General features: G+C 62.6%; 20 protein-coding genes. 12 read left to right on the top strand and 8 right to left on the bottom strand.

Features of this window, described 5'->3' with window-relative positions:
- The first annotated feature begins 269 nt into the window (after positions 1-269).
- The 3 genes from ABWI03_RS08770 (at position 270) to ABWI03_RS08760 (ending at position 5,274) form a co-directional block, all read left to right on the top strand.
- Entirely contained in the window at positions 270-2,003 is a 1,734-nt protein-coding gene (locus ABWI03_RS08770; protein ID WP_124567843.1) for an ABC transporter ATP-binding protein, read from the top strand.
- Positions 2,000-4,066, top strand: a complete 2,067-nt coding sequence (locus tag ABWI03_RS08765; RefSeq protein ID WP_095972421.1) for an ABC transporter ATP-binding protein — start codon at positions 2,000-2,002, stop codon at positions 4,064-4,066. The genes ABWI03_RS08770 and ABWI03_RS08765 overlap by 4 nt, the downstream gene beginning before the upstream one ends.
- Before the next feature lie 107 nt (positions 4,067-4,173).
- The gene (locus tag ABWI03_RS08760; RefSeq protein ID WP_095972495.1) at positions 4,174-5,274 is read left to right on the top strand and encodes a CaiB/BaiF CoA transferase family protein; all 1,101 of its coding nucleotides are present in this window, start codon (positions 4,174-4,176) and stop codon (positions 5,272-5,274) included.
- Between the two features lie 60 nt (positions 5,275-5,334).
- Here ABWI03_RS08760 and ABWI03_RS08755 read toward each other — a convergent pair whose 3' ends face one another.
- Both ABWI03_RS08755 and yczR read right to left on the bottom strand, forming a co-directional pair.
- Positions 5,335-6,438 (bottom strand): class I SAM-dependent methyltransferase, encoded by a 1,104-nt coding sequence (locus ABWI03_RS08755; RefSeq protein WP_298782177.1) that lies wholly within the window; start codon positions 6,436-6,438, stop codon positions 5,335-5,337.
- Between the two features lie 46 nt (positions 6,439-6,484).
- Entirely contained in the window at positions 6,485-7,960 is a 1,476-nt protein-coding gene (gene yczR, locus ABWI03_RS08750) for a MocR-like transcription factor YczR (RefSeq protein WP_050655050.1), read from the bottom strand.
- Positions 7,961-8,021: 61 nt separating this feature from the next.
- On the opposite strand from yczR, the gene ABWI03_RS08745 reads away from it, so the two are divergent.
- The gene (locus ABWI03_RS08745; protein WP_298782174.1) at positions 8,022-8,252 is read left to right on the top strand and encodes a hypothetical protein; all 231 of its coding nucleotides are present in this window, start codon (positions 8,022-8,024) and stop codon (positions 8,250-8,252) included.
- A gap of 60 nt (positions 8,253-8,312) precedes the next feature.
- Entirely contained in the window at positions 8,313-8,783 is a 471-nt protein-coding gene (locus ABWI03_RS08740; protein ID WP_298782234.1) for a 5' nucleotidase, NT5C type, read from the top strand.
- A 51-nt stretch (positions 8,784-8,834) separates the two neighbouring features.
- On the opposite strand, the gene ABWI03_RS08735 is transcribed toward ABWI03_RS08740, so the two are convergent.
- A complete protein-coding gene (locus tag ABWI03_RS08735; RefSeq protein ID WP_095972424.1) occupies positions 8,835-10,124 on the bottom strand; it encodes an adenylosuccinate synthase in 1,290 nt (429 codons plus the stop codon).
- A 284-nt stretch (positions 10,125-10,408) separates the two neighbouring features.
- Between ABWI03_RS08735 and ABWI03_RS08730 the strand changes: the two genes are divergently transcribed.
- The 3 genes from ABWI03_RS08730 to ABWI03_RS08720 all read left to right on the top strand — a co-directional run bounded on the left by ABWI03_RS08730 (position 10,409) and on the right by ABWI03_RS08720 (position 12,409).
- Positions 10,409-11,083: a hypothetical protein gene (locus ABWI03_RS08730; protein ID WP_095972425.1), complete on the top strand. Its 675-nt coding sequence runs from the start codon at positions 10,409-10,411 to the stop codon at positions 11,081-11,083.
- Positions 11,080-11,850, top strand: coding sequence for a site-2 protease family protein (locus ABWI03_RS08725; RefSeq protein WP_298782172.1), 771 nt, complete (start codon positions 11,080-11,082; stop codon positions 11,848-11,850). Before ABWI03_RS08730 ends, ABWI03_RS08725 begins: the two co-directional genes overlap by 4 nt.
- A gap of 70 nt (positions 11,851-11,920) precedes the next feature.
- On the top strand, positions 11,921-12,409 hold the full coding sequence (locus tag ABWI03_RS08720; protein ID WP_007726792.1) for a GNAT family N-acetyltransferase: 489 nt from the start codon (positions 11,921-11,923) through the stop codon (positions 12,407-12,409).
- A gap of 85 nt (positions 12,410-12,494) precedes the next feature.
- Here ABWI03_RS08720 and ABWI03_RS08715 read toward each other — a convergent pair whose 3' ends face one another.
- Both ABWI03_RS08715 and ABWI03_RS08710 read right to left on the bottom strand, forming a co-directional pair.
- Entirely contained in the window at positions 12,495-13,733 is a 1,239-nt protein-coding gene (locus ABWI03_RS08715) for an HNH endonuclease signature motif containing protein (protein ID WP_353798850.1), read from the bottom strand.
- 93 nt (positions 13,734-13,826) lie between these two features.
- Complete coding sequence (locus ABWI03_RS08710) at positions 13,827-14,324, bottom strand: winged helix-turn-helix transcriptional regulator (protein ID WP_298775825.1); 498 nt, start codon at positions 14,322-14,324, stop codon at positions 13,827-13,829.
- 58 nt (positions 14,325-14,382) lie between these two features.
- Here ABWI03_RS08710 and ABWI03_RS08705 point away from each other — a divergent pair, with 58 nt between their 5' ends.
- Positions 14,383-15,798 (top strand): MFS transporter, encoded by a 1,416-nt coding sequence (locus ABWI03_RS08705; protein ID WP_298775828.1) that lies wholly within the window; start codon positions 14,383-14,385, stop codon positions 15,796-15,798.
- Complete coding sequence (locus ABWI03_RS08700; RefSeq protein WP_200314208.1) at positions 15,795-16,964, top strand: thiolase family protein; 1,170 nt, start codon at positions 15,795-15,797, stop codon at positions 16,962-16,964. The genes ABWI03_RS08705 and ABWI03_RS08700 overlap by 4 nt, the downstream gene beginning before the upstream one ends.
- Before the next feature lie 30 nt (positions 16,965-16,994).
- On the opposite strand, the gene ABWI03_RS08695 is transcribed toward ABWI03_RS08700, so the two are convergent.
- Entirely contained in the window at positions 16,995-17,651 is a 657-nt protein-coding gene (locus tag ABWI03_RS08695) for a class I SAM-dependent methyltransferase (RefSeq protein ID WP_124567306.1), read from the bottom strand.
- 240 nt (positions 17,652-17,891) lie between these two features.
- Between ABWI03_RS08695 and ABWI03_RS08690 the strand changes: the two genes are divergently transcribed.
- The gene (locus ABWI03_RS08690; RefSeq protein WP_124567307.1) at positions 17,892-18,833 is read left to right on the top strand and encodes a DUF808 domain-containing protein; all 942 of its coding nucleotides are present in this window, start codon (positions 17,892-17,894) and stop codon (positions 18,831-18,833) included.
- A gap of 4 nt (positions 18,834-18,837) precedes the next feature.
- Here ABWI03_RS08690 and ABWI03_RS08685 read toward each other — a convergent pair whose 3' ends face one another.
- Positions 18,838-19,782, bottom strand: coding sequence for a helix-turn-helix transcriptional regulator (locus ABWI03_RS08685; protein WP_298775835.1), 945 nt, complete (start codon positions 19,780-19,782; stop codon positions 18,838-18,840).
- Positions 19,783-19,846: 64 nt separating this feature from the next.
- Between ABWI03_RS08685 and ABWI03_RS08680 the strand changes: the two genes are divergently transcribed.
- On the top strand, positions 19,847-20,311 hold the full coding sequence (locus ABWI03_RS08680; RefSeq protein WP_172436671.1) for a pyridoxamine 5'-phosphate oxidase family protein: 465 nt from the start codon (positions 19,847-19,849) through the stop codon (positions 20,309-20,311).
- On the opposite strand, the gene ABWI03_RS08675 is transcribed toward ABWI03_RS08680, so the two are convergent.
- Positions 20,301-21,230, bottom strand: a complete 930-nt coding sequence (locus ABWI03_RS08675) for a cation diffusion facilitator family transporter (RefSeq protein WP_298775837.1) — start codon at positions 21,228-21,230, stop codon at positions 20,301-20,303. The genes ABWI03_RS08680 and ABWI03_RS08675 overlap by 11 nt on opposite strands.
- Between the last annotated feature and the right edge of the window lie 22 nt (positions 21,231-21,252).

Genomic DNA, 21,252 nt, shown 5'->3' with positions numbered 1-21,252 from the left:
CGCCCCTTTGTAGCCAAGCTAAACAAGTACGTCCAGTTTGTTTTTGTTCAAACAGAAACGTGACATATTGGATCGATGTGTAAACCTGCAGTTCAGGCACTGTGACCTGAATCCAACCTCGAATTCGAATGTGGCAGACATCACAATCAAATAGGACAAAAGGATGCAATCGTCAGAGTCGGTGCCAACCTCGACCGCGATCTGTCATACCGTGTGCTTGTGATCAATCGCGAACGAGCGGCAACCCGGCCAATTCACTGGGAACCGTCGTGTTAGCAAAACTGCTCAAGGCGTACCTCCCGCCGTACCGCTGGTTGCTTGCCGGAGTTCTCGCACTTCAACTCTTCGGGGCCATCGCGTCGTTGGTCCTCCCCACGCTCAACGCTCGGATCATCGACGACGGTGTCGCCCGCGGTGACACCGGATTCATCATGTCCACCGGCGGGATCATGCTTCTGGTCTCGCTTGCATCGATCATCGCGTCGGTCGCATCGACCTATCTGGCTGCAAAATCGTCGATGGGCTTCGGCCACGACGTTCGAGGCGCCTTTTACAAAGCCGTCGGCAGCTTCTCGGATCGCGAATTCAACAGTTTCGGTGCGCCGACGCTGATCACACGGAACACCAACGACGTCCTGCAGATCCAGGCCCTGGTCATGCTGACGTCCTCGATGCTCGTCAGCGCCCCACTGATGTGTATCGGCGGCATCGTCATGGCCCTGCGCGAGAACCTGCAGATGTCCTGGCTCCTGACGATTTCGGTGCCACTACTCGGCATCACCGTCTCGGTCGTGGTGGCCAAGCTGATCCCGCATTTCCGAACTATGCAGACGCGGATCGACAACATCAATCGATCACTGCGCGAACAGCTCACCGGTATGCGTGTCATTCGCGCCTTCGTTCGCGAGCCTGACGAGACGATCCGCTTCGACAAGGCCAACAAGGAACTGACCGACACCTCGCTCCTCATCGGTCGGTACCAGGCAGTGCTGCTGCCCACCGTGATGTTGATCGCCAACCTGTCGAGCGTCGCGGTGCTGTGGTTCGGCGCGCATCTGGTCGACACCGGAGACATGCAGATCGGACAGATCAGCGCCTTCCTCGCCTACGTCATGCAGATCCTGATGTCAGTGGTCATGGCGACCATGTTGGCCGTGGTGATCCCCCGCGCGGCCGTGTGCGCCGACCGCATCACCGAGGTACTCGACACCGAGCCGACCGTGCCCGCGCCGGCCCAGCCCCTCCGCCCGACCAGCCCCTACGGCGTTGTCGAGTTCGGTGGAGCCGGGTTCACGTATCCGGGAGCAGAAACGCCGGTCCTGTCGAACGTTTCGATGCGATGCATGCCAGGTACGGTCACCGCGATCGTGGGCAGTACCGGTAGTGGCAAATCGACCCTCGTCTCACTCATCCCCAGACTCTTCGACGTCACGGCCGGCGCCGTCCTCGTCGACGGCTTGGACGTCCGCGGCTGGGATCAGGACGAACTCTTCACCAACTTCGGATACGTGCCGCAGAAGGCCTACCTGTTCGCCGGCACGATCGCGAGCAATATCCGCTACGGAAACCCGACCGCCACCGACGACGACATCTGGGCAGCCCTCACCATCGCCCAGGCAGACGACTTCGTCCGAGAACTGTCCGATGGTCTCGAGTCTCCGATCGCCCAGGGCGGCGGCAATCTCTCGGGCGGACAAAGACAACGTCTCGCCATCGCCAGAGCTGTGGTCCGCAGACCCCGGATCTTCGTCTTCGACGATTCGTTCTCAGCACTCGACATGCACACCGACGCTGCAGTCCGGCGCGAACTCCGCACGGTCTCGACTCATTCGACGGTCATCATCGTCGCGCAGCGCGTCGCGTCCATCATCGATGCCGACCAGATCATGGTGCTGGAGGATGGTGCGCCGGTCGGCCTCGGCGACCATCAGTTCCTTCTGGCCAACTGTCCGACGTACCAAGAGATCGTGGCTTCCCAGATTCCCGCGGAGATGAGCGCATGACCAGCCCGCAGGACCCGACATGGGGCGGCCCCAACAGCCAGTACTTCGACGATGCCCCGACTGTGGTGTTCGCCAAGATCCCGAGCGAACCCGAATCCACGGACGGGGATGCGAAGTCGAGTAACCCCGAGAATCCCGACAAAGAGCCGAAGCCTGCGCTGACCGCGACGGACACCAAACCTCGCCACTTCAAGGCGACGATGAAGCGGCTTCTCTCGCTTCTTCAGCCACACAAGTTTGCGGTCGTCTGCGTCGTCGCTGCGACGATCGCCAGCATCGCACTCTCCGTCGCAGTGCCGAAGATCCTCGGTCACGCGACAGACCTCATCTTCGCCGGGTTCATCGGTAAGAGCCTGCCCGCCGGACTGACCCGAGAGCAGGCCGCAGACGCCATCCGGGCATCAGGAAATTCGACCTTCGCCGACCTCGTGTCCAATTCGACCGACGTCGTTCCGGGCGTGGGTCTGAACTTCGACGCGATCGGCAAGGTCGTCATGCTCGCGATCGGCGTGTACTTGCTCTCGTCGCTACTTGCCTGGTTGGAAGCATTTCTCCTCAACATCATCGTCCAGAAGACCATCTACAACCTGCGTGCCTCGGTCGAGGCGAAGCTTCACCGTCTGCCCCTTCCGTACTTCGACAAGACACCGCGCGGCGAGATCCTCAGCCGCGTCACCAACGACATCGACAACATCTCGTCGACGTTGTCGTCGACGTTGACCTCGCTCCTGACGTCGGTGCTCACCGTCCTCGGTGTCCTGACGATGATGTTCGTCATTTCGCCGATGCTCGCCCTGATCGCACTGATCGCGGTGCCGGTATCGGTGCTCCTCGTTGCCAGGGTCGCCAAGCGAGCACAGGTGTTGTACAAGGCTCAGTGGGCCGAGACGGGCAAGATCAACGCACAGATCGAGGAGAACTACAGCGGTCGCGACCTGGTTCGTGTGTACGGGCATCAGGCCGAAGCCGAGCGTGAATTCGCCGAGCAGAACAAGAAGCTCCTCGACGCGTCCTTCGGCGCACAGTTCCTCTCCAGTCTGATCATGCCGGTCATGAACTTCGTCGGAAACATCACCTACGTGCTGCTCGCTGTGGTCGGCGCACTCAAGGTCGCCAGCGGCAACATGTCTCTCGGTGACGTTCAGGCGTTCATCGTCTATTCGCGCCAGTTCAGCCAGCCACTCACGCAGATCGCGTCCATGTCGACGAGCCTGCAGTCCGGGGCCGCGTCGGCCGAGCGGGTCTTCGAGCTTCTCGACGAACCCGAGCAGTCGCCCGACATCGACGTGCCGCTTCTCCCCGAGCCCGCCGGACGCCATCGCAACGTCGGTCACATCGAGTTCGAGAACGTCTCGTTCCGCTACGAGCCGGACAAGCCGTTGATCGAGAACGTGTACCTCACGGCTCGGCCCGGGCAGATGGTCGCCATCGTCGGCCCCACCGGTGCCGGCAAGACCACCTTGGTGAACCTGCTCATGCGCTTCTACGAAGTCGACTCGGGCCGAATCACTCTCGACGACGTCGACATCTCGCAGATGCGCCGCTCCGACCTGCGAAACCACGTCGGCATGGTTCTGCAGGACACGTGGCTCTTCGGCGGAACGATCCGCGACAACATCGCGTACGGCCGGCTCGACGCCAGTGAACACGAGATCCACGAAGCCGCACGCGCTGCCTTCGTCGACCGCTTCATCCACACGCTCCCGGACGGGTACGACACCGTGCTGGACGAGGAGGCGTCGAACATCAGCTCCGGCGAAAAGCAGCTCATCACGATTGCCCGCGCATTCCTGTCGGAGCCGTCGCTGCTGATTCTCGACGAGGCGACGAGCTCGGTCGACACACGTACGGAACAGCTTGTGCAGCAAGCAATGTCCGCGTTGCGCGTCGGGCGCACCAGCTTCATCATCGCGCACCGGCTCTCCACCATCCGTAACGCCGATCTGATCGTCGTGATGGAGGCGGGCAAGATCGTCGAACAGGGCACACATGACGAACTCATCGCAGCGGCGGGCGCGTACTTCCGTCTCTACAACGCTCAGTTCGAGGGTGCCGCCGTCTAGTGATCGGCGCCTCCCTCGGCGGACACAGTGCCCCGGAGCACACCTGATCGATCCGACAGGTTACCGTCGGGTCAGAAGTGTTGTCACCGTCTGAATTGGGAGTGCGTGTGTCTGCAGAAGCTGTGGAGAAGAAGGGCCCGCTCGCGGGCATTCGGATCGTGGAATTCGCTGGATTGGGACCGGGCCCGCACGCCGCGACGCTGTTGGCGGACATGGGCGCCGACATCGTCATCGTGCAGCGCGCAGGGCAGATTCCGCAGGACTCGAACGCAACCGACCAGATCAAGCGCGGCCGCCGCATCATCGAGGCCAACCTGAAGGACCCGGCCGACGTCGCCAAGGTTCTCGATCTCCTGAGCCGCGCCGACGTCCTCATCGAGGGCTTCCGCCCCGGCGTCATGGAGCGAATGGGACTCGGCCCCGACGTGGTCTCGGAGCGCAATCCGCGTCTTGTCTACGGCCGCATGACGGGCTGGGGCCAGGAAGGCCCACTCGCCAACGCCGCCGGTCACGACATCAACTACATCTCACTGACCGGTGTCCTCAACGCCATCGGACGCAAGGGTGAACGTCCCGTCCCGCCGCTCAACATGGTCGGCGATTTCGGCGGCGGTTCCATGTTCCTGATCTTCGGCATTCTGTCGGCTCTCGTCGAGCGCTCGACATCCGGTAAGGGCCAGGTCGTCGACGCGGCGATGGTCGACGGAACCCTCGCGCTCTCCCACATGATGTGGGCATTCCGCGGTCGCGGCGTCTGGTCCGACGAGCGTGGCGTCAACCTCCTCGACACCGGCGCTCCGTTCTACGACACCTACGAGACCTCCGACGGCAAGTACATGGCCGTCGGATCCATCGAACCGCAGTTCTACGCACTGCTGCTCGAGGGCCTCGAACTCGATCCCGCGACGCTCCCCCATCAGATGGACACGTCCAAGTGGGACGACATGAAGAAGCTCTTCACCGAAAAGTTCCTGTCCAAGACTCGCGACGAGTGGGCCAAGATCTTCCTCGGCACCGACGCCTGCGTCTCGCCGGTCCTCACGTTCGCCGAGGCTCCGTCCAACGAACACATCGCGGCTCGCGGTTCGCTCATCGAACTCGACGGCGTCACCCAGCACGCTCCGGCCCCGCGCTTCTCGCGTACGCCCACCGCGACGCCCGCCGCCCCGGCACGTGAGGCGACGGATATCGACACGGTCTGGACCTAGGGCCTTCGGCCCCGTGCGTGGTCAAGGAGCCTCGGGACTCTCTAACCGCGCACGGGGGCGTCAGCCCAACCTGTAGAACCTGAACATTTCGTGCTCGATCGGCAGCACGTCCACTCTCTCGAAACCTGCTGCCTTGGCATAACTTTCGAGTGTCGAGTGCCTCATCACCGTCCCGGTGGCAATGCTCCCCGGATGCGAAAGACTGTCCGGTAAGCAGCAGGTCAGCGAAAATCCGTACAGCAATTGCTCGATCGGACCCGCCTCGGGATCGAAGGCATCTGCCGTTCGTTCGTCCATCACGATCACCGGGGCGCCGGGCTGGGCAATCGCCCGAGCCGTGGACAGAAATCCCACCGGATCCGGAACGTCGTGAAGGCACTCGAAAGCAAACACGGCGTCGTAGGTCCCGGCATCGGCTCGACCCGTCTCCGGGGCTTGGCCGGCCACGTCGACCAACGAGAAGTGAACGCGGTCGTCCACCCCGCGATCGTGGGCGTTTCGGCGGGCAGCATTCACCGAGGCTGCGTCGACGTCGAAGCCGTGCACCTCGATCTTCGGGTACCCGAGGGCGAGCGCGATCGACGACCAACCCTCCCCCATCCCGAGATCAGCGACCTGCCCGCCGCCGAGAAGAATGGCGTGCAGATCGGTGACTACCGGCAGAAACTGCTGACAGAGCTGCTTGAGATACATCGGCCGGTTCAGCAGCGCCTGGCCCTCGCGAGCGTCCGGACCCATCGATTCCCACGTGACTCCCCCGCCGTGACGATAAGCGTCCAGCAGGCGGGGCATCGACGACGTCGTCGCGACGAACAGCCTCGCCAACGGGGCCAGGAAAAGCAGGTTCTCGTCGTCGACCAGCACATCGGCGTGGGCCTGCGGCAGGCTGTACCGCCGATCGGCATCCGAATTGACGTCCACATAACCAGCCACGGCCTGCTGCTCGAGCCACTCCCGCGCATACCTTTCGACGGTCCCCGTCCGGTCCGCGAGTTCCGTGGACGTGAGCGGGCCGTGATCGCTCAGCGCGCGGTACCAGCCCAACCGGTCGCCCAGATACACAGCCTGCAGCTCCGACGCCCCGAGCGTGGCCGCGAACAATCGTTCTGCGAGCGCTTCCGCCGCACTGGTTCCCGCTGCGCCTGTACCGTCTACCGCCGTCATGCCCGACCTCCTGGTTCACACCGCTTTCAGGGTGTGTACCCAGTTCTCAGACGACGACCATTCGTTGGTCTGCCGTGTCGCGATCCGTCGCGAGAGTGTCGTACGCAGCGGCGATGGACGCAACGCCGCGAATGAGGTCCTCGGGAGAACGTGCGTACGGCACGCGAATGAATCGTTCGAACGCACCTTCGACGCCGAAACGGGGGCCGGCGGCCAGGAGTACACCGAAGTTGGGTGCCACCGCAGCCAACGCCGTCGAGACGGGCGCGGACATTCGCATCCAGACCGACATTCCACCGGAGCCGATGGTGGGACGCCAGTCGGGCAGATGCTCTGCCACTGCACCGAGAAGCACCGCACGCTGTTCTCGCAGAACTTCGCGACGCTGTTCGAGCAACGAGCGGTCGTCGGCGAGCAAGTAGGCGGCTGCCAATTGATCCATGACGGGAGTACCGAGGTCGACCGCGGCACGCGCCCCCACCAACTGGGTGATGAGTGCGGCATCGGCGCGAATCCAACCGACACGTAGCCCGCCCCACAGGGACTTCGCCGTCGAACCGAGCGTCACCACTTCGGTTTTCGCCGCACCTCGCCCGTGTGACGCGACCGGTGCCGGCGGTGGTGCGTCGAGCCACAGGTCCACCATAGTCTCGTCGACGACCAGAGTCATTCGCGTTTCATGCGCAATCTTCGCAAGCTCTGCGCGACCGGAAGAGTCCATGCAGAGGCCGGTCGGGTTGTGAAAGTCGGGGATCAGGTAGGCCATTCTCGCAGCGGTTTGCCTTGCTGCACTTCGAATCCCGTCCAGATCCCAGGCTCCGGCCGCCGCGAACTCCGGCCGGACCGGAACCGGCACGGGCCGAGCGCCGTTTCGCCGAATCGCTTCCAGTGCATTGGGATACGTCGGGTGATCGACTAGCACCCGCTCGCCTGGTGAGGTGAGCACCGACAGCAACAACCGAAGCGCGTGCTGCGCACCCGAGGTCACCATGATCTGTTCGGCAGTGGTGGGCAAGCCCCGCGCCGTGTAGCGCTGCGCGATCACGTCACGCAAGTCGGCAATCCCGACCGGTTCCATCCCGTGCGTGGGCAGGAAGTTCGGAAGTTCCTGCAGCGCAGACGCATACGCAAGTTCGACCTGGGCGGCGGGAGCTGCCATCGCTGCGTAACTGAGATCGACGACGGGTCCACTCGGCCCCGGTTGGTGGGAGCGGAACATCAACCCGTTCGGCCGCGCGCCGGCGGGCAACGCCACGGTGCTTCGTGAACCCTGCCGGCTGATCAGATACCCCTCGTCTCGTAGCACCGAGTACGAGGACGTGATCGTGGTTCGACTGAGTTCGAGCACCGTCGCAAGTTCACGCTCACTCGGCAGTGCGACCCCCAGCGGAACGCGACCGTCGTGCACGAGCAGGCGGATACCGTCGGCAAGCGCACGGTACGCGGGCCTGCGTCCGGACTCTTCCTGCCAGGACCCCAGATCGCGCGCGAGCGAACGGGCACCGAGAACTCGAGTCATCATGCAGTCCAGTATCGCCAACTTGGCTATGTAACTCAATGCCAGTCGAGTTGATCATATGTCCATGACTACCTTCGCGACCCTGATCGGCATCGGACTCTTCGTGGCACTCGTCTACTTCTTCGCACCCGCCGAAGGTGAAGGTACTTACATTCGCGTGGAGCAGTTTCGCCTGGCAGCACCCCTCGGCGGCATCTTCCACGACGCAACTCCGGACCGCGAGAACAACTCTGTCAGACCTCCATGCGATTGTGATCGGGGGGAAGAATTCACTGATCTCAGTCCAGTTGCGTAGAACTGGACTCTTTTCGCACTCAGAAAGTCTCCAGAGAGGTTTCCCTTCCCCTCGATGGCACTGCCGGCTTCCAAAAAGATTCTCTACATCGATCTCGACAACACCCTCGTCAACTTCCAGTCGGGCATCGATCGCCTGACCGACGGCGTCCGGGAGAAGCACAAGAACGACCTCGACGAAGCGCCACACATCTTCTCTCGCATGGACCCACTCGACGGTGCCATCGACGCCTACCACCAACTGGCGCAGCAGTTCGACACCTACATCCTCTCGACAGCGCCGTGGAAGAACGCCACAGCCTGGCACGACAAGGTGCTGTGGGTCCAAGAGCACCTCGGAATGGAGGAAGGCAGCGTCGCGTACAAACGTCTGATCCTCTCGCACCACAAGCACCTCAACCGAGGCGACTACCTCGTCGACGACCGCGGAGCAAACGGCGCAGATCGATTCGAGGGCGACTGGATCAAGTTCGGCAGCACCGAGTTTCCCGACTGGAAGACCGTCACCGCACACTTGTCGAAGCTGGCTTGAACACGAAATCCCCGTCCCTGCAGACAGGAACGGGGATTTCGAGGAATCGAATCAGCGGACGATCTCGCGCCGGACGATCGTCTCGTCGCGGCCGGGGCCGACACCGATGCAGGAGATGAATGCACCCGAAAGCTCTTCGAGCCGAAGCACGTAGTTCTGCGCATTCTGCGGCAGTTCCTCGAAGGTGCGAGCCTCCGAGATGTCTTCCCACCAGCCGGGCATCTCTTCGTAGATGGGCTTGGCGTGGTGAATGTCGCTCTGCGACATCGGCATTTCGTCGTGGCGGACACCGTCCACCTCGTACGCGACACAGATCGGTACCGTGTCGAGGCTGCTCAGCACGTCCAGCTTGGTGAGGAAGTAGTCGGTGATGCCGTTGACGCGCGTCGCGTAACGCGCGATGACAGCGTCGAACCATCCCGTACGACGAGCGCGTCCGGTGGTGACACCGACCTCGCCGCCCTGCTTCGCCAGGTATGCGCCGTGATCGTCGAACAGCTCCGTCGGGAACGGACCGGAACCGACACGCGTCGTGTACGCCTTCAGGATGCCGAGCACCGTGGTGATCTTGGTGGGACCGATTCCCGAACCGACCGCCGCACCACCCGAGGTGGGGTTGGACGAGGTCACGTACGGGTACGTACCGTGGTCGACGTCCAACAGAGTGCCCTGCGAACCTTCGAGCAGAACGGTCTCGCCGCGCTCGAGGGCGAGGTTGAGCTCCAGACGCGTGTCCGAGATGCGGTGCTTGAAACCCTCGGCCTGCGTGAGGACCTCGTCGACGACCTGCTGCGGGTCGAGTGCCTTGCGGTTGTAGATCTTGACCAGCACCTGGTTCTTGAATTCGAGTGCTGCTTCGACCTTCTGGGTCAGGATCTTCTCGTCCAGGACGTCCGCAGCACGGACACCGACACGGGCGATCTTGTCCTGGTAGCACGGGCCGATACCGCGGCCGGTCGTGCCGATCTTCTTCGCTCCCAGGAAGCGTTCGGTGACCTTGTCGATGGCCACGTGGTACGGCATGATCAGGTGCGCATCAGCAGAAAGCAGCAGGCGGGACGTGTCCACGCCGCGCTCTTCCAAGCCTGCCAATTCGGTCAACAACACTCCCGGGTCGACGACGACACCGTTACCGATGACGTTGTTGACGGCGGGGGTGAGGATTCCGGAAGGGATGAGGTGCAGTGCGAACTTGTCACCGTTCGGCAGAACCACGGTGTGTCCGGCGTTGTTACCGCCCTGGTATCGCACGACCCACTGAAGCTGCTCGCCCAGTAGATCTGTAGCTTTGCCCTTACCTTCGTCGCCCCACTGGGCGCCGATCAGGACGATTGCCGGCATGACGTTGTCTCCTACGGTCGACGTGCAGCAGTTGTCCCGCCGCATTGGTACTGCCTGGCTTCCGCGCACATGATGCAGCGCCGAACTGTTGCAGTGACCGAAGGAGCAGTCTAGCCCAGAGCACCAGACCAGACCTGACGGTCCAGAATTTGGCGGTGTGACCATCACGATTGCGAGTCGACACGGAGACTCGCACTAAGATCGTCGGCAGTGATTCGGACGGCCATTTCGGGGAAGGGTGGCGAGGTCCCACTACCCGAGAAGAAGTCTTGATCGAGCTAGGAGTGGCTTTGACCCCTGTGGTGCTCAAATGTGGCGATTCGCCGGTTCCACTCCCCCTGGGTGAACTCACGTCGTTCACTGTCCCTGAACTTCCGGAGAAGCAGGACTTCGACGAGGCCCTGTCTCAACTGCAGGTCGTCACCGAACCGCGCTTGATCGTCGTCGGTAACGACGGCGCGTTTGCCGCGGCTTTGACACGGTTGATGCGACTGGAGCGACTCAACGTCGAACTCGCCTACGTCACCGAGAACAGGTCCGACGCAACCGACGCGTACAAACTCGCAACGGGTGCGCGAGCTGCGCGCACGGCGTTGAAAGGCACAGTCCACACCGTGCCGCTCATCCGCGACGACGCTGGAATCGCGCTGGTAGGTGCGGCAACTGTCACGGGTCCGGCCGATGCCGCCGAATTGATCGGCGAGGCCTACGTCGACGACAACAAACTGTTCTCCGGCACGGTCCCCGGCATCCGGATAGTGCCGAGTCCCAAGCTCCCCGGCATCAAGGCATCTGTCGACCGCAAGAGTCGCTGGGGCGGGCGACGCTGGCTGGAAGGCCGAGCCATTCAGCTGGGCTCGCCCGCGGCTCGTCTGGTTCGCGACGGGGTGGCCAACCCACGCGATCTCAAGCGTTCGACCTTCTACCGGCATGACAAAACTTGGTTGTTGGTCAGGTGAGAACCGGAGCAGCACGGTCGGCGGTTCGGCCGAGCCCTGTCTTCCTCGGCGTAGTTGCGATCGCTGTCATCGCCGGAGTGGTCGCCTGGAACTCGACGTGGGGTTCCATCGCGGGCCGAGCGGGTGTTTTCGTTCTCGTGGTTGCAGGCTGGGTGGTCACGCTGTGCTTGCACGAGTTCGCCCATGCGTATCTGGCGTGGCGTCACGGAGACACCGATGTCGAGGCTCGTGGCTACCTGACGCTCAACCCGCTCAAGTACAGCCATCCGATGCTCTCGATCGGTCTGCCGGTGCTGTTCATCGCATTGGGCGGCATCGGACTTCCCGGCGGCGCCGTGTATCTGCGCACCGGGATGTTTCCGCCCAAGGTGCAGGCGCGAATATCGCTTGCCGGTCCGTTCACGAACGCCGTCGCCGCGGTGATTCTCCTCGTCGTCATACGTACGTACGGCTCAGCGGCCGAGCACCTGACGTTCTGGGCCGGCCTCAGCTTCCTTGCCTTCTTGCAGGTCATGGCGACGGTCTTGAACCTGCTCCCAGTCCCCGGTCTGGACGGTTACAACGCGCTGGAGCCCTATCTCGCATCCAACACACGGCACCAACTCGACCAGTTCAAGCCGTACGGACTGCTCCTGCTGGTTGCACTCTTGTTTGTCCCGCAGATCAATGTCGTCTTCTTCGACGCGATCTACTGGATCTTCGAATTGAGCGGTGTGTCCGACTACTACGCCATGCTCGGTAACGCCCTAATGCGTTTTTGGACGTGATCGAGTGCGCTGGAGGAGACTCGTGAGAGTCTGACATTTCAGACATTCATTCTTCTTCAGGGGAGCATCGATGATTGCGACGTCATTTCAGTCCGGCGGAGTGGAGTACACCCTCACGCGGGCCGAGATTCGACACGTGGAAGCACTGATCGACTTGCTCGCCGACGACCCGATCGGCAGCACTCGGGAGACGACCAACCCCGAAGCCCGAACGATCTACGAGGACGCGTTCAAGCGAATCGACGAGGATCCGGCGCAACTCCTCGTCACCGTTCTGGTCGGTGACGCGGTAATCGGCACTATGCAATTGACCTTCATTCCGGGTATGAGCCGAATGGGGGCGACACGACTGCAGATCGAAGCTGTTCGCGTCCACGAGGATTACCGGAGCAAGGGCATCGGCAGTTCGATGATCCGCTGGGCCTGCGAAGAAGGCGCCCGGCGCGGCGCTTTCCTGGCGCAGCTCACCTCGGATCAAACTCGCAAGGAAGCTCACGACTTCTACGAGCGTCTCGGATTTGTCGCCTCCCATGTCGGGTTCAAGAAGTCACTGAGCTGACGCCCGGCCGCAAAGACTCCCAAATGCAGGCCCGAGCACCGGGGCACGACTGTGCCCCGGTGCTCGCGTCTCGAGTTGGTTCAGTTCAGGCCGCGGTGGGTGGACTGTTCCCGCCGATCGGCTGCTGATACGGATCGATCGACATCGGCGGATAGAACACCGACTTCCGATCCGGACCGATCTCGACACGCCACTCGGTGTGGTGCAGCGTCCGGTGATGGTGGCCGCACAACAAGATCAGATTGTCGAGATCTGTTGGGCCACCATCATTCCAATGAACAATATGGTGAGCATCGCACCACCCCGACGGCGTTCCGCACCCCGGAAATGCGCACCCACCATCACGAACTGCCAACGCCCGCCGCTGCGGCACCGTCGCCGTTCTCGCTTCCTTACCGCAGTCGAGCGGAACACCATTCTCATCCAACAAGATCCGCGTGACCGTGCAGTCGCAGGCGAGCATCCGGGCGGTGTCGATGCTGATCGGACCTACCCAATCCGCCCACGCGAATCCCAACTCCTCGGTGGACGGCAGCAAGTCCTTCAACGCTTGCAGATCCGTCATGTCTTTGGCGCTGACGGTGACCGTGATGTGCGGTTTCACCCCACCTTCGATCGGACCCAACCCCGCCCGCTCGTACCGGCGCAACAATTCGCAAAACCCGTCGGCCCGCCGTAATGCCGGCGTGCGGGTGTCTTTGACGCCGTCTTTCTCCGGTGTCGGAGCGGACAGGCTCGACAACAAGGTGATCAGACGGGCCCCGTTGATCGCATCCAAATCACCTTTTACCGTGACCCGCCCGTACAGGCCTTTCGAGGCGTAGAACTCGTTACGTTCGGAATCCTCGCCGACCGGAACTCCGTCCTCGCGATTGCCGTACTGCTCCTCGATCCGCCGGATCGCCGCCCGCACCGCATCACAATCCGCAATATTCTTCGACGCCAACCCCAACAAGATCCCGCGAGCCTTGTCCACATCCGCCGGCGTCATGTTCTTCGGCGGATGCTGACAAAACGACGCCACCTGACGGGCCTTCAACGCATCCACATCACCCCGGTGAAACGCATCGCCCACCACGGGTTCGAGCATCAACAACCGCGCCAACCCGACCAGCAGACTGCACTCACCGATCTCCAGATTCGTCGAACCGTGCAACCACTGCGCGATCGCCCGAAAACCATTCCCGCCGAGAACATCCCGGGAAAACATCTCCACGATCAGCAACACCATCCGCGACTGCAACTCGTGCCGGACACGCACCAGATCGAGAACCTCACTCTTGAGGTCCTCACCATCCAGCTGCCATGCTTCCCGACTGTCCATACCGAAAGTTTAATCGAACATACTTTCGATAACCAGAGACATAACGGACAACTTCAAGAAGGCCCACAGCTCGAGAGCTGTTGAAATGCATCGCTATTCGCGCTGACGTCCACGCGATTCGTTGACAGAGACTCGCAACTCGCCGAGCGGCACTTCACGCCCCGACTCACTGCGGACCTCGACGCGAACGGGCTCACCGGTAGCGTCGTCCGCCACCGCCAGCGGTCCACCCTTTCCACCGTGCAGGTACTTGTCACCCCACTGCATCAGCGCAAGAACCGCCGGCAGCAAGTCACGACCCTTCTCGGTGAGCACGTACTCGTGCCGCGTCCGCTTTCCAGGCTCCTTGTACGGCACACGCTCGAAGAGGCCCGCCTCCGTGAGCTCCTTCAGCCTCGCCGACGCCACCGCCTCGGTAATGCCGACCCGCGACGCGAAGTCGTCGAAACGAGTTGTGCCGTAGTAGGCCTCTCGCAAAATCAGCATGGCGGAGCGAGTGCCGACCACTTCCATGGCCCGCCCGATCGAACAGTGCGTGGGCCGCCAGGCGTCGCGATCTTCGAGCACCCCGGTCAGTCGTACAGCGTCCATGAGTTTCACCATACCCCCTGGCTTGCTATAACCATAGCCAGAGTCTAGATTGCTGACTATGGAACTTCATAGCCAGCCGGTGCGGACCGGACCCCTCCTCGCGATACTGTCGGGGGCGCCGTTCGTCGCCAGCCTCGACCTCTTTGTGGTCAACGTGGCCTTCGGCGACATCGCCAAGAGCTACCCGGGTCACTCGCTCGGCGAGTTCAGTTGGATCCTCAACAGCTACGCGATCGTCTACGCCGCGCTGTTGATCCCCCTCGGACGCTGGGCGGACAGGATCGGACACAAACGCGCCTTCATCGCCGGTCTCGCACTGTTCACCCTCGCCAGCGCCGCCTGCGCCTTCAGTCCGTCACTGTGGGCGCTGGTGGCTTTCCGCATCGTCCAGGCGGTCGGCGCCGCGGCGCTCACCCCGGCCAGCCTCGGCCTCCTGATCAGTGCCCTCCCGGCTGCGAAACGTCAATCCGGCGTGCGCATCTGGGCGGCGGCCGGTGCGGCTGCCGCGGCATTCGGTCCCGTCGTGGGCGGCATTCTCGTCGAGGCGTCGTGGCGCTGGGTCTTCCTGATCAACGTTCCGGTGGGGATCGTGTTGCTCTACTTGGCAGTCCGACTCGTACCGGACACGACCCACAAGGACCCAGATGCCGGGATCGACGTCGTCGGCGCTGCCCTGCTCACAGTCGGAGTCGGCTCCCTCGCGCTGGCACTCGTACAAGGACCTGACTGGGGGTGGACCGACAGTCGCGTTCTGATCGCCTTCGCCGTGGCCGCCGTGACACTACTCTCGTTCTGGTGGAGCAACTCTCGTCACCGAACTCCGTTGATTGCTCCGGATCTTCTGAAAATCCGCTCGTTTGCCTGGTCCAACGTCACCGCCATTCTGTTCAGCGCAGCGTTCGCCGCCGGCCTGCTCTCGAACATCCTCTGGCTGCAGGAAGTTTGGGGATACTCGGCATTGCGTACCGGCTTCGCCGTCTCACCGGGTCCGCTTCTGGTTCCGCTGTTCGCCATCGCCGGTGGATCGCTTTCGCGCAAGTACTCGGCCGGTCGCGTCGCCGCACTCGGCAGCCTTCTGTGGGCTGTCGGAACGGTATTGGTCCTCGTCTCGGTCGATACGACGCCCAACTACGTGACCGGACTTCTACCAGGCTGGATCATCGCCGGGATCGGTGTCGGTCTTGCCCTGCCGACCATTCTGTCGCAGGCCACGGCGGATCTGGCACCGGCTCGATCGGCCACCGGTAGTGCAATCGTCAGCATGAGCCGACAGATCGGAACCGTTCTCGGCGTGAGCGTTCTGATCGCGGTTCTCGGTTCTGCTGTCGACTACGACACCTTCCGCCAGGCCTGGTGGGTGATCTTCGCCGTCGCGCTTGCGTCTGCTCTGGCATCGCTGGGAATGACACCTGCGACCACACCCACCCCAGTTGTCCCTGCTGAATCCGCCGTCCCTGAAAGGAATTTGTCATGAGAGACGCAGTTATCGTCGAAGCCGTTCGCACTCCGATCGGCAAGGGAAAGGCGAACGGCGCCCTGCACGGCATCAACGCCGTCGACCTCCTCGCCCACAGCCTCACAGCGGTAGTCGAACGCACCGGAATCGATGCAGCACTGATCGACGACGTCATCGGTGGTGCGGTAAGCCAAGTCGGTGAACAGAGCCAGAATGTCACTCGCACTGCCCTTCTCGCCGCCGGCTACCCCGAGTCGGTGCCGGGAACCACCGTCGACCGCCAGTGTGGAAGTAGCCAACAAGCAGTTCATTTTGCCGCTCAGGGCGTTATTGCCGGTGCATACGACATCGTTGTCGCGGCCGGAGTCGAGTCCATGAGCCGAGTGCCGATGGGCTCGAGCAGCATCGGGCGCGAATCGCTCGGCGTGGGTTTCGAAGAGCGCTATCCGGACGGTCTGGTACCACAGGGCATCAGCGCCGAATTGATCGCCGCCAAGTGGGGACTGAGCCGCACCCAACTCGACGAGTTCTCGGCGTCGAGTCATCGGAAAGCCGCGCTGGCAACCGAAAGTGGGTACTTCACCAAGGAACTCGCAACTCTCCCGCAGCTGTCGGTCGACGAGGCCATCCGCCCCGGCACCACCGTCGAGACCCTTGCCGGCCTACGGACCGCCTTCGAATCCGACTATTACGCACAGCGATTCCCACAGATCGACTGGTCCATCACCGCAGGCAACAGCAGCCCCCTTTCGGACGGCAGTTCGGCGGTGATGATCACGACCAGTGAAATCGCCGCGAAACTCGGACTCACCCCGAAGGCACGGTTGCACAGTTTCGCGGTCGCGGGCGACGATCCGCTGTACATGCTCACCGCGGTCATCCCCGCTACGCAGAAGGTTCTGGCCCGTGCGGGTTTGACGGTCTCGGACATCGATCTGTTCGAGGTCAACGAAGCCTTTGCCCCAGTGGTCCTCTCGTGGGCAGCAGACACCGGCGTCGACCTGTCCAAGGTGAACGTCCACGGCGGTGCCATCGCGCTCGGTCACCCACTAGGCGGCAGTGGAACGCGGATCATGACCACCCTGGTCAACGCCATGGAACAGCGCGGCGCGCGCTACGGACTCCAGACCATGTGTGAGGCAGGTGGGTTGGCCAACGCGACCATCCTGGAACGCTTGGGCTGAGCACTCTCCCCGATGGACGGCATTCCGACATCAGTGACCGAGTGCCGTCCATTCGGGGTCCGGCTTGCGCGCAACGACCCGGAACACGATTCCACCCCGTCCGGTGCGCTGCACCTCGTCGATCAGGAAACCGGCGTTTTCGAGGTATCCAATCGGTTCGCGGGTGAGATGATCGGCACCGAACCGAACAAAAAGCGGTTCGACAACCTTCATCAATGTACGAGCCACAATGTTCTTGCTCGGTCCGTGCTCGGCGAGAACGAATCGACCGCCAGGCACCAGGACTCGAAACGCTTCGCTCGCAACTCGGTCCGGATCGGGGATCGTACAAAAGGCGTAGGTGGAGACCAATGTGTCCACGCACTCGTCGGGAACATCGAGTGCTTGCACGTCTCCGAGTCGTAGGTCGACTTCGGTCTTCACTCCCTCGGAGACCTTGAGCCTGGCCTGATCGAGCATCGCAGTCGAGATGTCCACGCCGATGACGTAATCGACGTCGTCCCCGTAGAGCGGCAGGTTCAGTCCGGTACCCACGGCGATCTCGACCACGCGGCCATGCGCCTGGTCCACAGCCCATTTCCGGGCGTCACCGAGCACAAAGCGTTCGAAGCGCCCGATCTGTCGGTCGTAGTGCGCCGCCATTGCGTCGAAAGTCTTGGCGACCTGTGCAGTGTCTGGTTCACGCATAGTGCCCCGTTTCGATCGATCTTCTGTGCAGTCTTACACGCGAGCACCGGGTCGGGAAGACCTTTCGTGACGAAGGGCAACCGGCCGAGCGAGGTCGTCCCTGACGGATGCCCCCGGTATCGTTCCAGGTGACCTGACCTCACCTACGACGATCATGGATAGAGACCTCGTGCGATCAAGTAACTGCGTCACCGGTTCGGTCCGGCCACCTTTTCTCACTGATTCCACGGGAGGTCTGTGATGGCCGGCGGACTGTTCGCTCTGCTCGACGACGTCGCGGCCCTGGCTCGCATGGCCGCGGCCTCGATCGACGACGTTGCTGCCGCAACCGGTAAGGCGACGGCCAAAGCTGCAGGTGTCGTGATCGACGACGCAGCCGTCACACCGCAGTACGTCCGTGGACTCGCGGCCGAGCGCGAACTACCGATCATCAAGCGCATCGCCATCGGATCGCTGCGCAACAAGCTGCTGATCATCCTCCCGATCGCGCTGCTGCTCAGTCAGTTCCTTCCCTGGCTCCTGACGCCGCTGTTGATGGTCGGTGGCTGCTACCTCAGCTATGAAGCAGTGCACAAGATCTGGGGTGCGATATTCGGCCACGGTGATCACCACGAAACGGCCGACGAGCACCCTCGCGACGAAGAGGCCGTGGTTTCGGGTGCCGTCCGCACCGACCTGATCCTGTCCGCCGAGATCATGGTGATCGCACTCAACACCATCGCAGGCGAAGGCTTCTGGAGCCGGTTGGTGATCCTTGCCGTCGTGGCGGTTGTCATCACCGTGGTCGTCTACGGCGTCGTCGGACTGATCGTGAAGATGGACGACATCGGCTTGAGAATCGCCGAGACGTCGTCGGGCTTCACCCACAAGGTCGGCCGTGGACTGGTTCGCGGTATGCCTCACGTGATGTCGGTGCTCTCTGTGGTGGGTACTGCCGCGATGCTGTGGGTCGGTGGCCACATCCTGTTGGTCGGCATCGACGAACTGGGCTTCCACCCGCTGTACGACGCCGTTCATCACGGGGAAGAAGCAGTCAGTGACATCGCCGGAGTCGGTGGCGTACTGGCGTGGATCGTCAACACCCTTGCCTCGGCAGCGCTGGGTCTGGTGGTTGGCGCCATCATCGTCGCAGCTCAACTGGGTATCACCCGCCTGTTCGCAAAGCGTTCTGCGACGGCCTGATCGCCTACCTGTGGCGGAGCACCATCTGCTCCGCCACAGTTCGCATCCCTTCACGCAACGACGAGGGTTCGAGCACCTCGACGTCGGCTCCCAGCCCGATCAATTGTGAGAGCGCGACGGCTTCGCTCTCGAGTTTCAGCCAAGCGCCCACCCATCCGTCGTCGTCCTCGGGTCCCACTTCGACAGCAGCCGCAAGCTCGCCCACCACATCGGGGAGCCGGCGCCTGCCCTCTGGCGACAACCGCACCTGGCAGTCGAAACGAAGCAGCGACCGGTCGAACTCGGCCATCGACGCAGCCCACCACGACGGCAGATCGAAATCCACCGGCCGGGTGAACGAATCATCTTCTATCACCGTATTTTTGATGCGGCCGACTCGAAACGACAGCGTTCGACCGTTCATCCCCGCCACCAGGTACCAAACGCCGGCTTTGATGACCAGCCCCAGCGGTTCGACCGTCCGCTCCCGATCGCGGTAGACGAAGCGCAGTCGACGCGAGACCAGCACAGCGGATGTGACGATCGGAAGCGCAGAGATGTCGTCGACGCCGCCGAACCAGCCCGGGACGTCCACCAGGATTCGGTCCTGCCACAAGCGCGCACTCTCGCGCAGCGGACCGGGCAGGGTGCGGAGTAATTTGGCCCCTGCCGAACCGACGGCGTCGGATCGCCCGAGGTCCGCAGCGATGGACGGTACGCCCAACAGCATGAGTGCCGACGTCTCGTCGTCCGTCATGCCGGACAGCTTGGACTGCCAACCGTCGAGCAGATGGATGCCGCCGCCGGGACCGCTCTCGGTCCAGATCGGCACGCCGGCAGCCGACAACGAGGCCACGTCGCGGTAGATCGTCCGCACCGATACACCGAACTCGTCGGCCAATTGATCTGCGACGACGCCAGGGCTGCCCTGCAAACGCAACATGAGTTGGAGGAGCCGCGCAGATCTCATGGTGCGAACATTACCGAGAATCACTGACAGAAGTTGTCAGGAATAGGGGTGCACAATGACCGTCATGGTCACCTGGAAGCAATTCTCCGAAGAAGTTCCCACCCTTGCCGACGCGGTTCAAGCGCGGTTCACAGCCCACAAGCATCACGTCCTCGCAACGCTGCGCAAGGACGGTTCCCCGCGGGTCAGCGGCACCGAAGTCGAAATCCTCGACGGACGGTTGGTGCTCGGTTCGATGTTCGGCGCTCTCAAGGCGAAGGACCTCGTCCGTGACGGGCGCTACGCCCTCCACAGCAATCCCGGCGAGCACACGATGGAAGGCGGCGATGCGAAGATCGCCGGAATTGCACGCGAGGTGACCGGCGACGAGTTCGAAGCCGTTCTGGAAAGCTACACCTACGAGGTTCCGAAACCCCTGCACCTCTTTGTCCTCGATATCGACGAGGTGGTGCACACGACCGTCGACGGGGAACACATGTACGTCGACCTCTGGAAGCCGGGCAAGGAGATCACCCGCTTCACCAAGTGACGTTCTTCTCGCAATGCTCGCCGTTGGCACACGATTCCACCTGGACAGTGGCGTGGGAAAGACCGTGACTTTCGAGGACGGTGCGCGCGGATTCCAGAACGTTCGACGAATTCGCGTCACTGGTCAGGTGGACCGTCGCGACATCCATCCCGGTAGTGAGCGTCCAGACGTGCAGGTCGTGGACACCCATCACGCTCGGCAGTGCGGCCAGGTCGGCCTCGACAGCTTCGACGTCGACGTCGGCGGGCGACGCCTGCGTCAGAATGCGCAGCGATGCTGCAGCCAGTTTGATCGCACGCGGCACCACCCACAGCGAGATGAGAACACCGACGACGACGTCCGCCCACGTCCAGTTGAACACCAGGACAAGGCCACCGGCGATCAGAACGCCGACGCTACCGACCGCGTCGGCAAGCACTTCGAGGTACGCGCCACGCACCGCGAGGCTGTCCTTGGAATCGCCGCGCAGCATCAGCATCACGACGATGTTCGCGGCCAGACCGGCGGCAGCAGTGATGATCAGGGCGCCGCCGGGAATCTCGGGTTCGTTTCCGATCCGGCCGATTGCCTCGTAGAAGACCCAGGCCGCAACGGCCAGCAGCATCACCGCGTTGGCCATGGCGGTCAACACCTCGGTGCGGTGCCAACCGAAAGTCCTGGCAGCGGTGGTGCTGCCCTTCTTCGCGAGCAACAACGCTGTCAGTCCCATGGCCATACCCACCACGTCGGTGAGCATGTGACCGGCGTCGGCGAGCAGAGCCAACGAGTTGATCAGGATGCCGACCGTGGCTTCGAGCACGAGGAATGCAACGAGAATCGCAAGCGCGATCGCCATTTTCCTGATGCGTTGCGGTGACGGTCCTACGCCGACCGAATCTGCTGCCGAGTGGCCATGTGAATGACCGTGCCCTGCTCCCATTTGTCCTGTTCCCTCCCAAGTC

The organism is Rhodococcus baikonurensis, from assembly GCF_040489275.1.
Lineage (GTDB): Bacteria > Actinomycetota > Actinomycetes > Mycobacteriales > Mycobacteriaceae > Rhodococcus_F > Rhodococcus_F baikonurensis.
This window is presented reverse-complemented; position numbering and strand designations above follow the sequence as displayed.

Excerpts from the sequence above, each read along its gene's own strand:
- ABWI03_RS08765 (WP_095972421.1), top strand. The coding sequence starts at position 2,000 with ATGACCAGCCCGCAGGACCCGACATGGGGCGGCCCCAACAGCCAGTAC.
- ABWI03_RS08755 (WP_298782177.1), bottom strand. The coding sequence starts at position 6,438 with ATGACGGCGGTAGACGGTACAGGCGCAGCGGGAACCAGTGCGGCGGAA.
- yczR (WP_050655050.1), bottom strand. The coding sequence starts at position 7,960 with ATGATGACTCGAGTTCTCGGTGCCCGTTCGCTCGCGCGCGATCTGGGG.
- ABWI03_RS08745 (WP_298782174.1), top strand. The coding sequence starts at position 8,022 with ATGACTACCTTCGCGACCCTGATCGGCATCGGACTCTTCGTGGCACTC.
- ABWI03_RS08735 (WP_095972424.1), bottom strand. The coding sequence starts at position 10,124 with ATGCCGGCAATCGTCCTGATCGGCGCCCAGTGGGGCGACGAAGGTAAG.
- ABWI03_RS08720 (WP_007726792.1), top strand. The coding sequence starts at position 11,921 with ATGATTGCGACGTCATTTCAGTCCGGCGGAGTGGAGTACACCCTCACG.
- ABWI03_RS08715 (WP_353798850.1), bottom strand. The coding sequence starts at position 13,733 with ATGGACAGTCGGGAAGCATGGCAGCTGGATGGTGAGGACCTCAAGAGT.
- ABWI03_RS08710 (WP_298775825.1), bottom strand. The coding sequence starts at position 14,324 with ATGGACGCTGTACGACTGACCGGGGTGCTCGAAGATCGCGACGCCTGG.
- ABWI03_RS08705 (WP_298775828.1), top strand. The coding sequence starts at position 14,383 with ATGGAACTTCATAGCCAGCCGGTGCGGACCGGACCCCTCCTCGCGATA.
- ABWI03_RS08700 (WP_200314208.1), top strand. The coding sequence starts at position 15,795 with ATGAGAGACGCAGTTATCGTCGAAGCCGTTCGCACTCCGATCGGCAAG.
- ABWI03_RS08695 (WP_124567306.1), bottom strand. The coding sequence starts at position 17,651 with ATGCGTGAACCAGACACTGCACAGGTCGCCAAGACTTTCGACGCAATG.
- ABWI03_RS08690 (WP_124567307.1), top strand. The coding sequence starts at position 17,892 with ATGGCCGGCGGACTGTTCGCTCTGCTCGACGACGTCGCGGCCCTGGCT.
- ABWI03_RS08685 (WP_298775835.1), bottom strand. The coding sequence starts at position 19,782 with ATGAGATCTGCGCGGCTCCTCCAACTCATGTTGCGTTTGCAGGGCAGC.
- ABWI03_RS08680 (WP_172436671.1), top strand. The coding sequence starts at position 19,847 with ATGGTCACCTGGAAGCAATTCTCCGAAGAAGTTCCCACCCTTGCCGAC.
- ABWI03_RS08675 (WP_298775837.1), bottom strand. The coding sequence starts at position 21,230 with ATGGGAGCAGGGCACGGTCATTCACATGGCCACTCGGCAGCAGATTCG.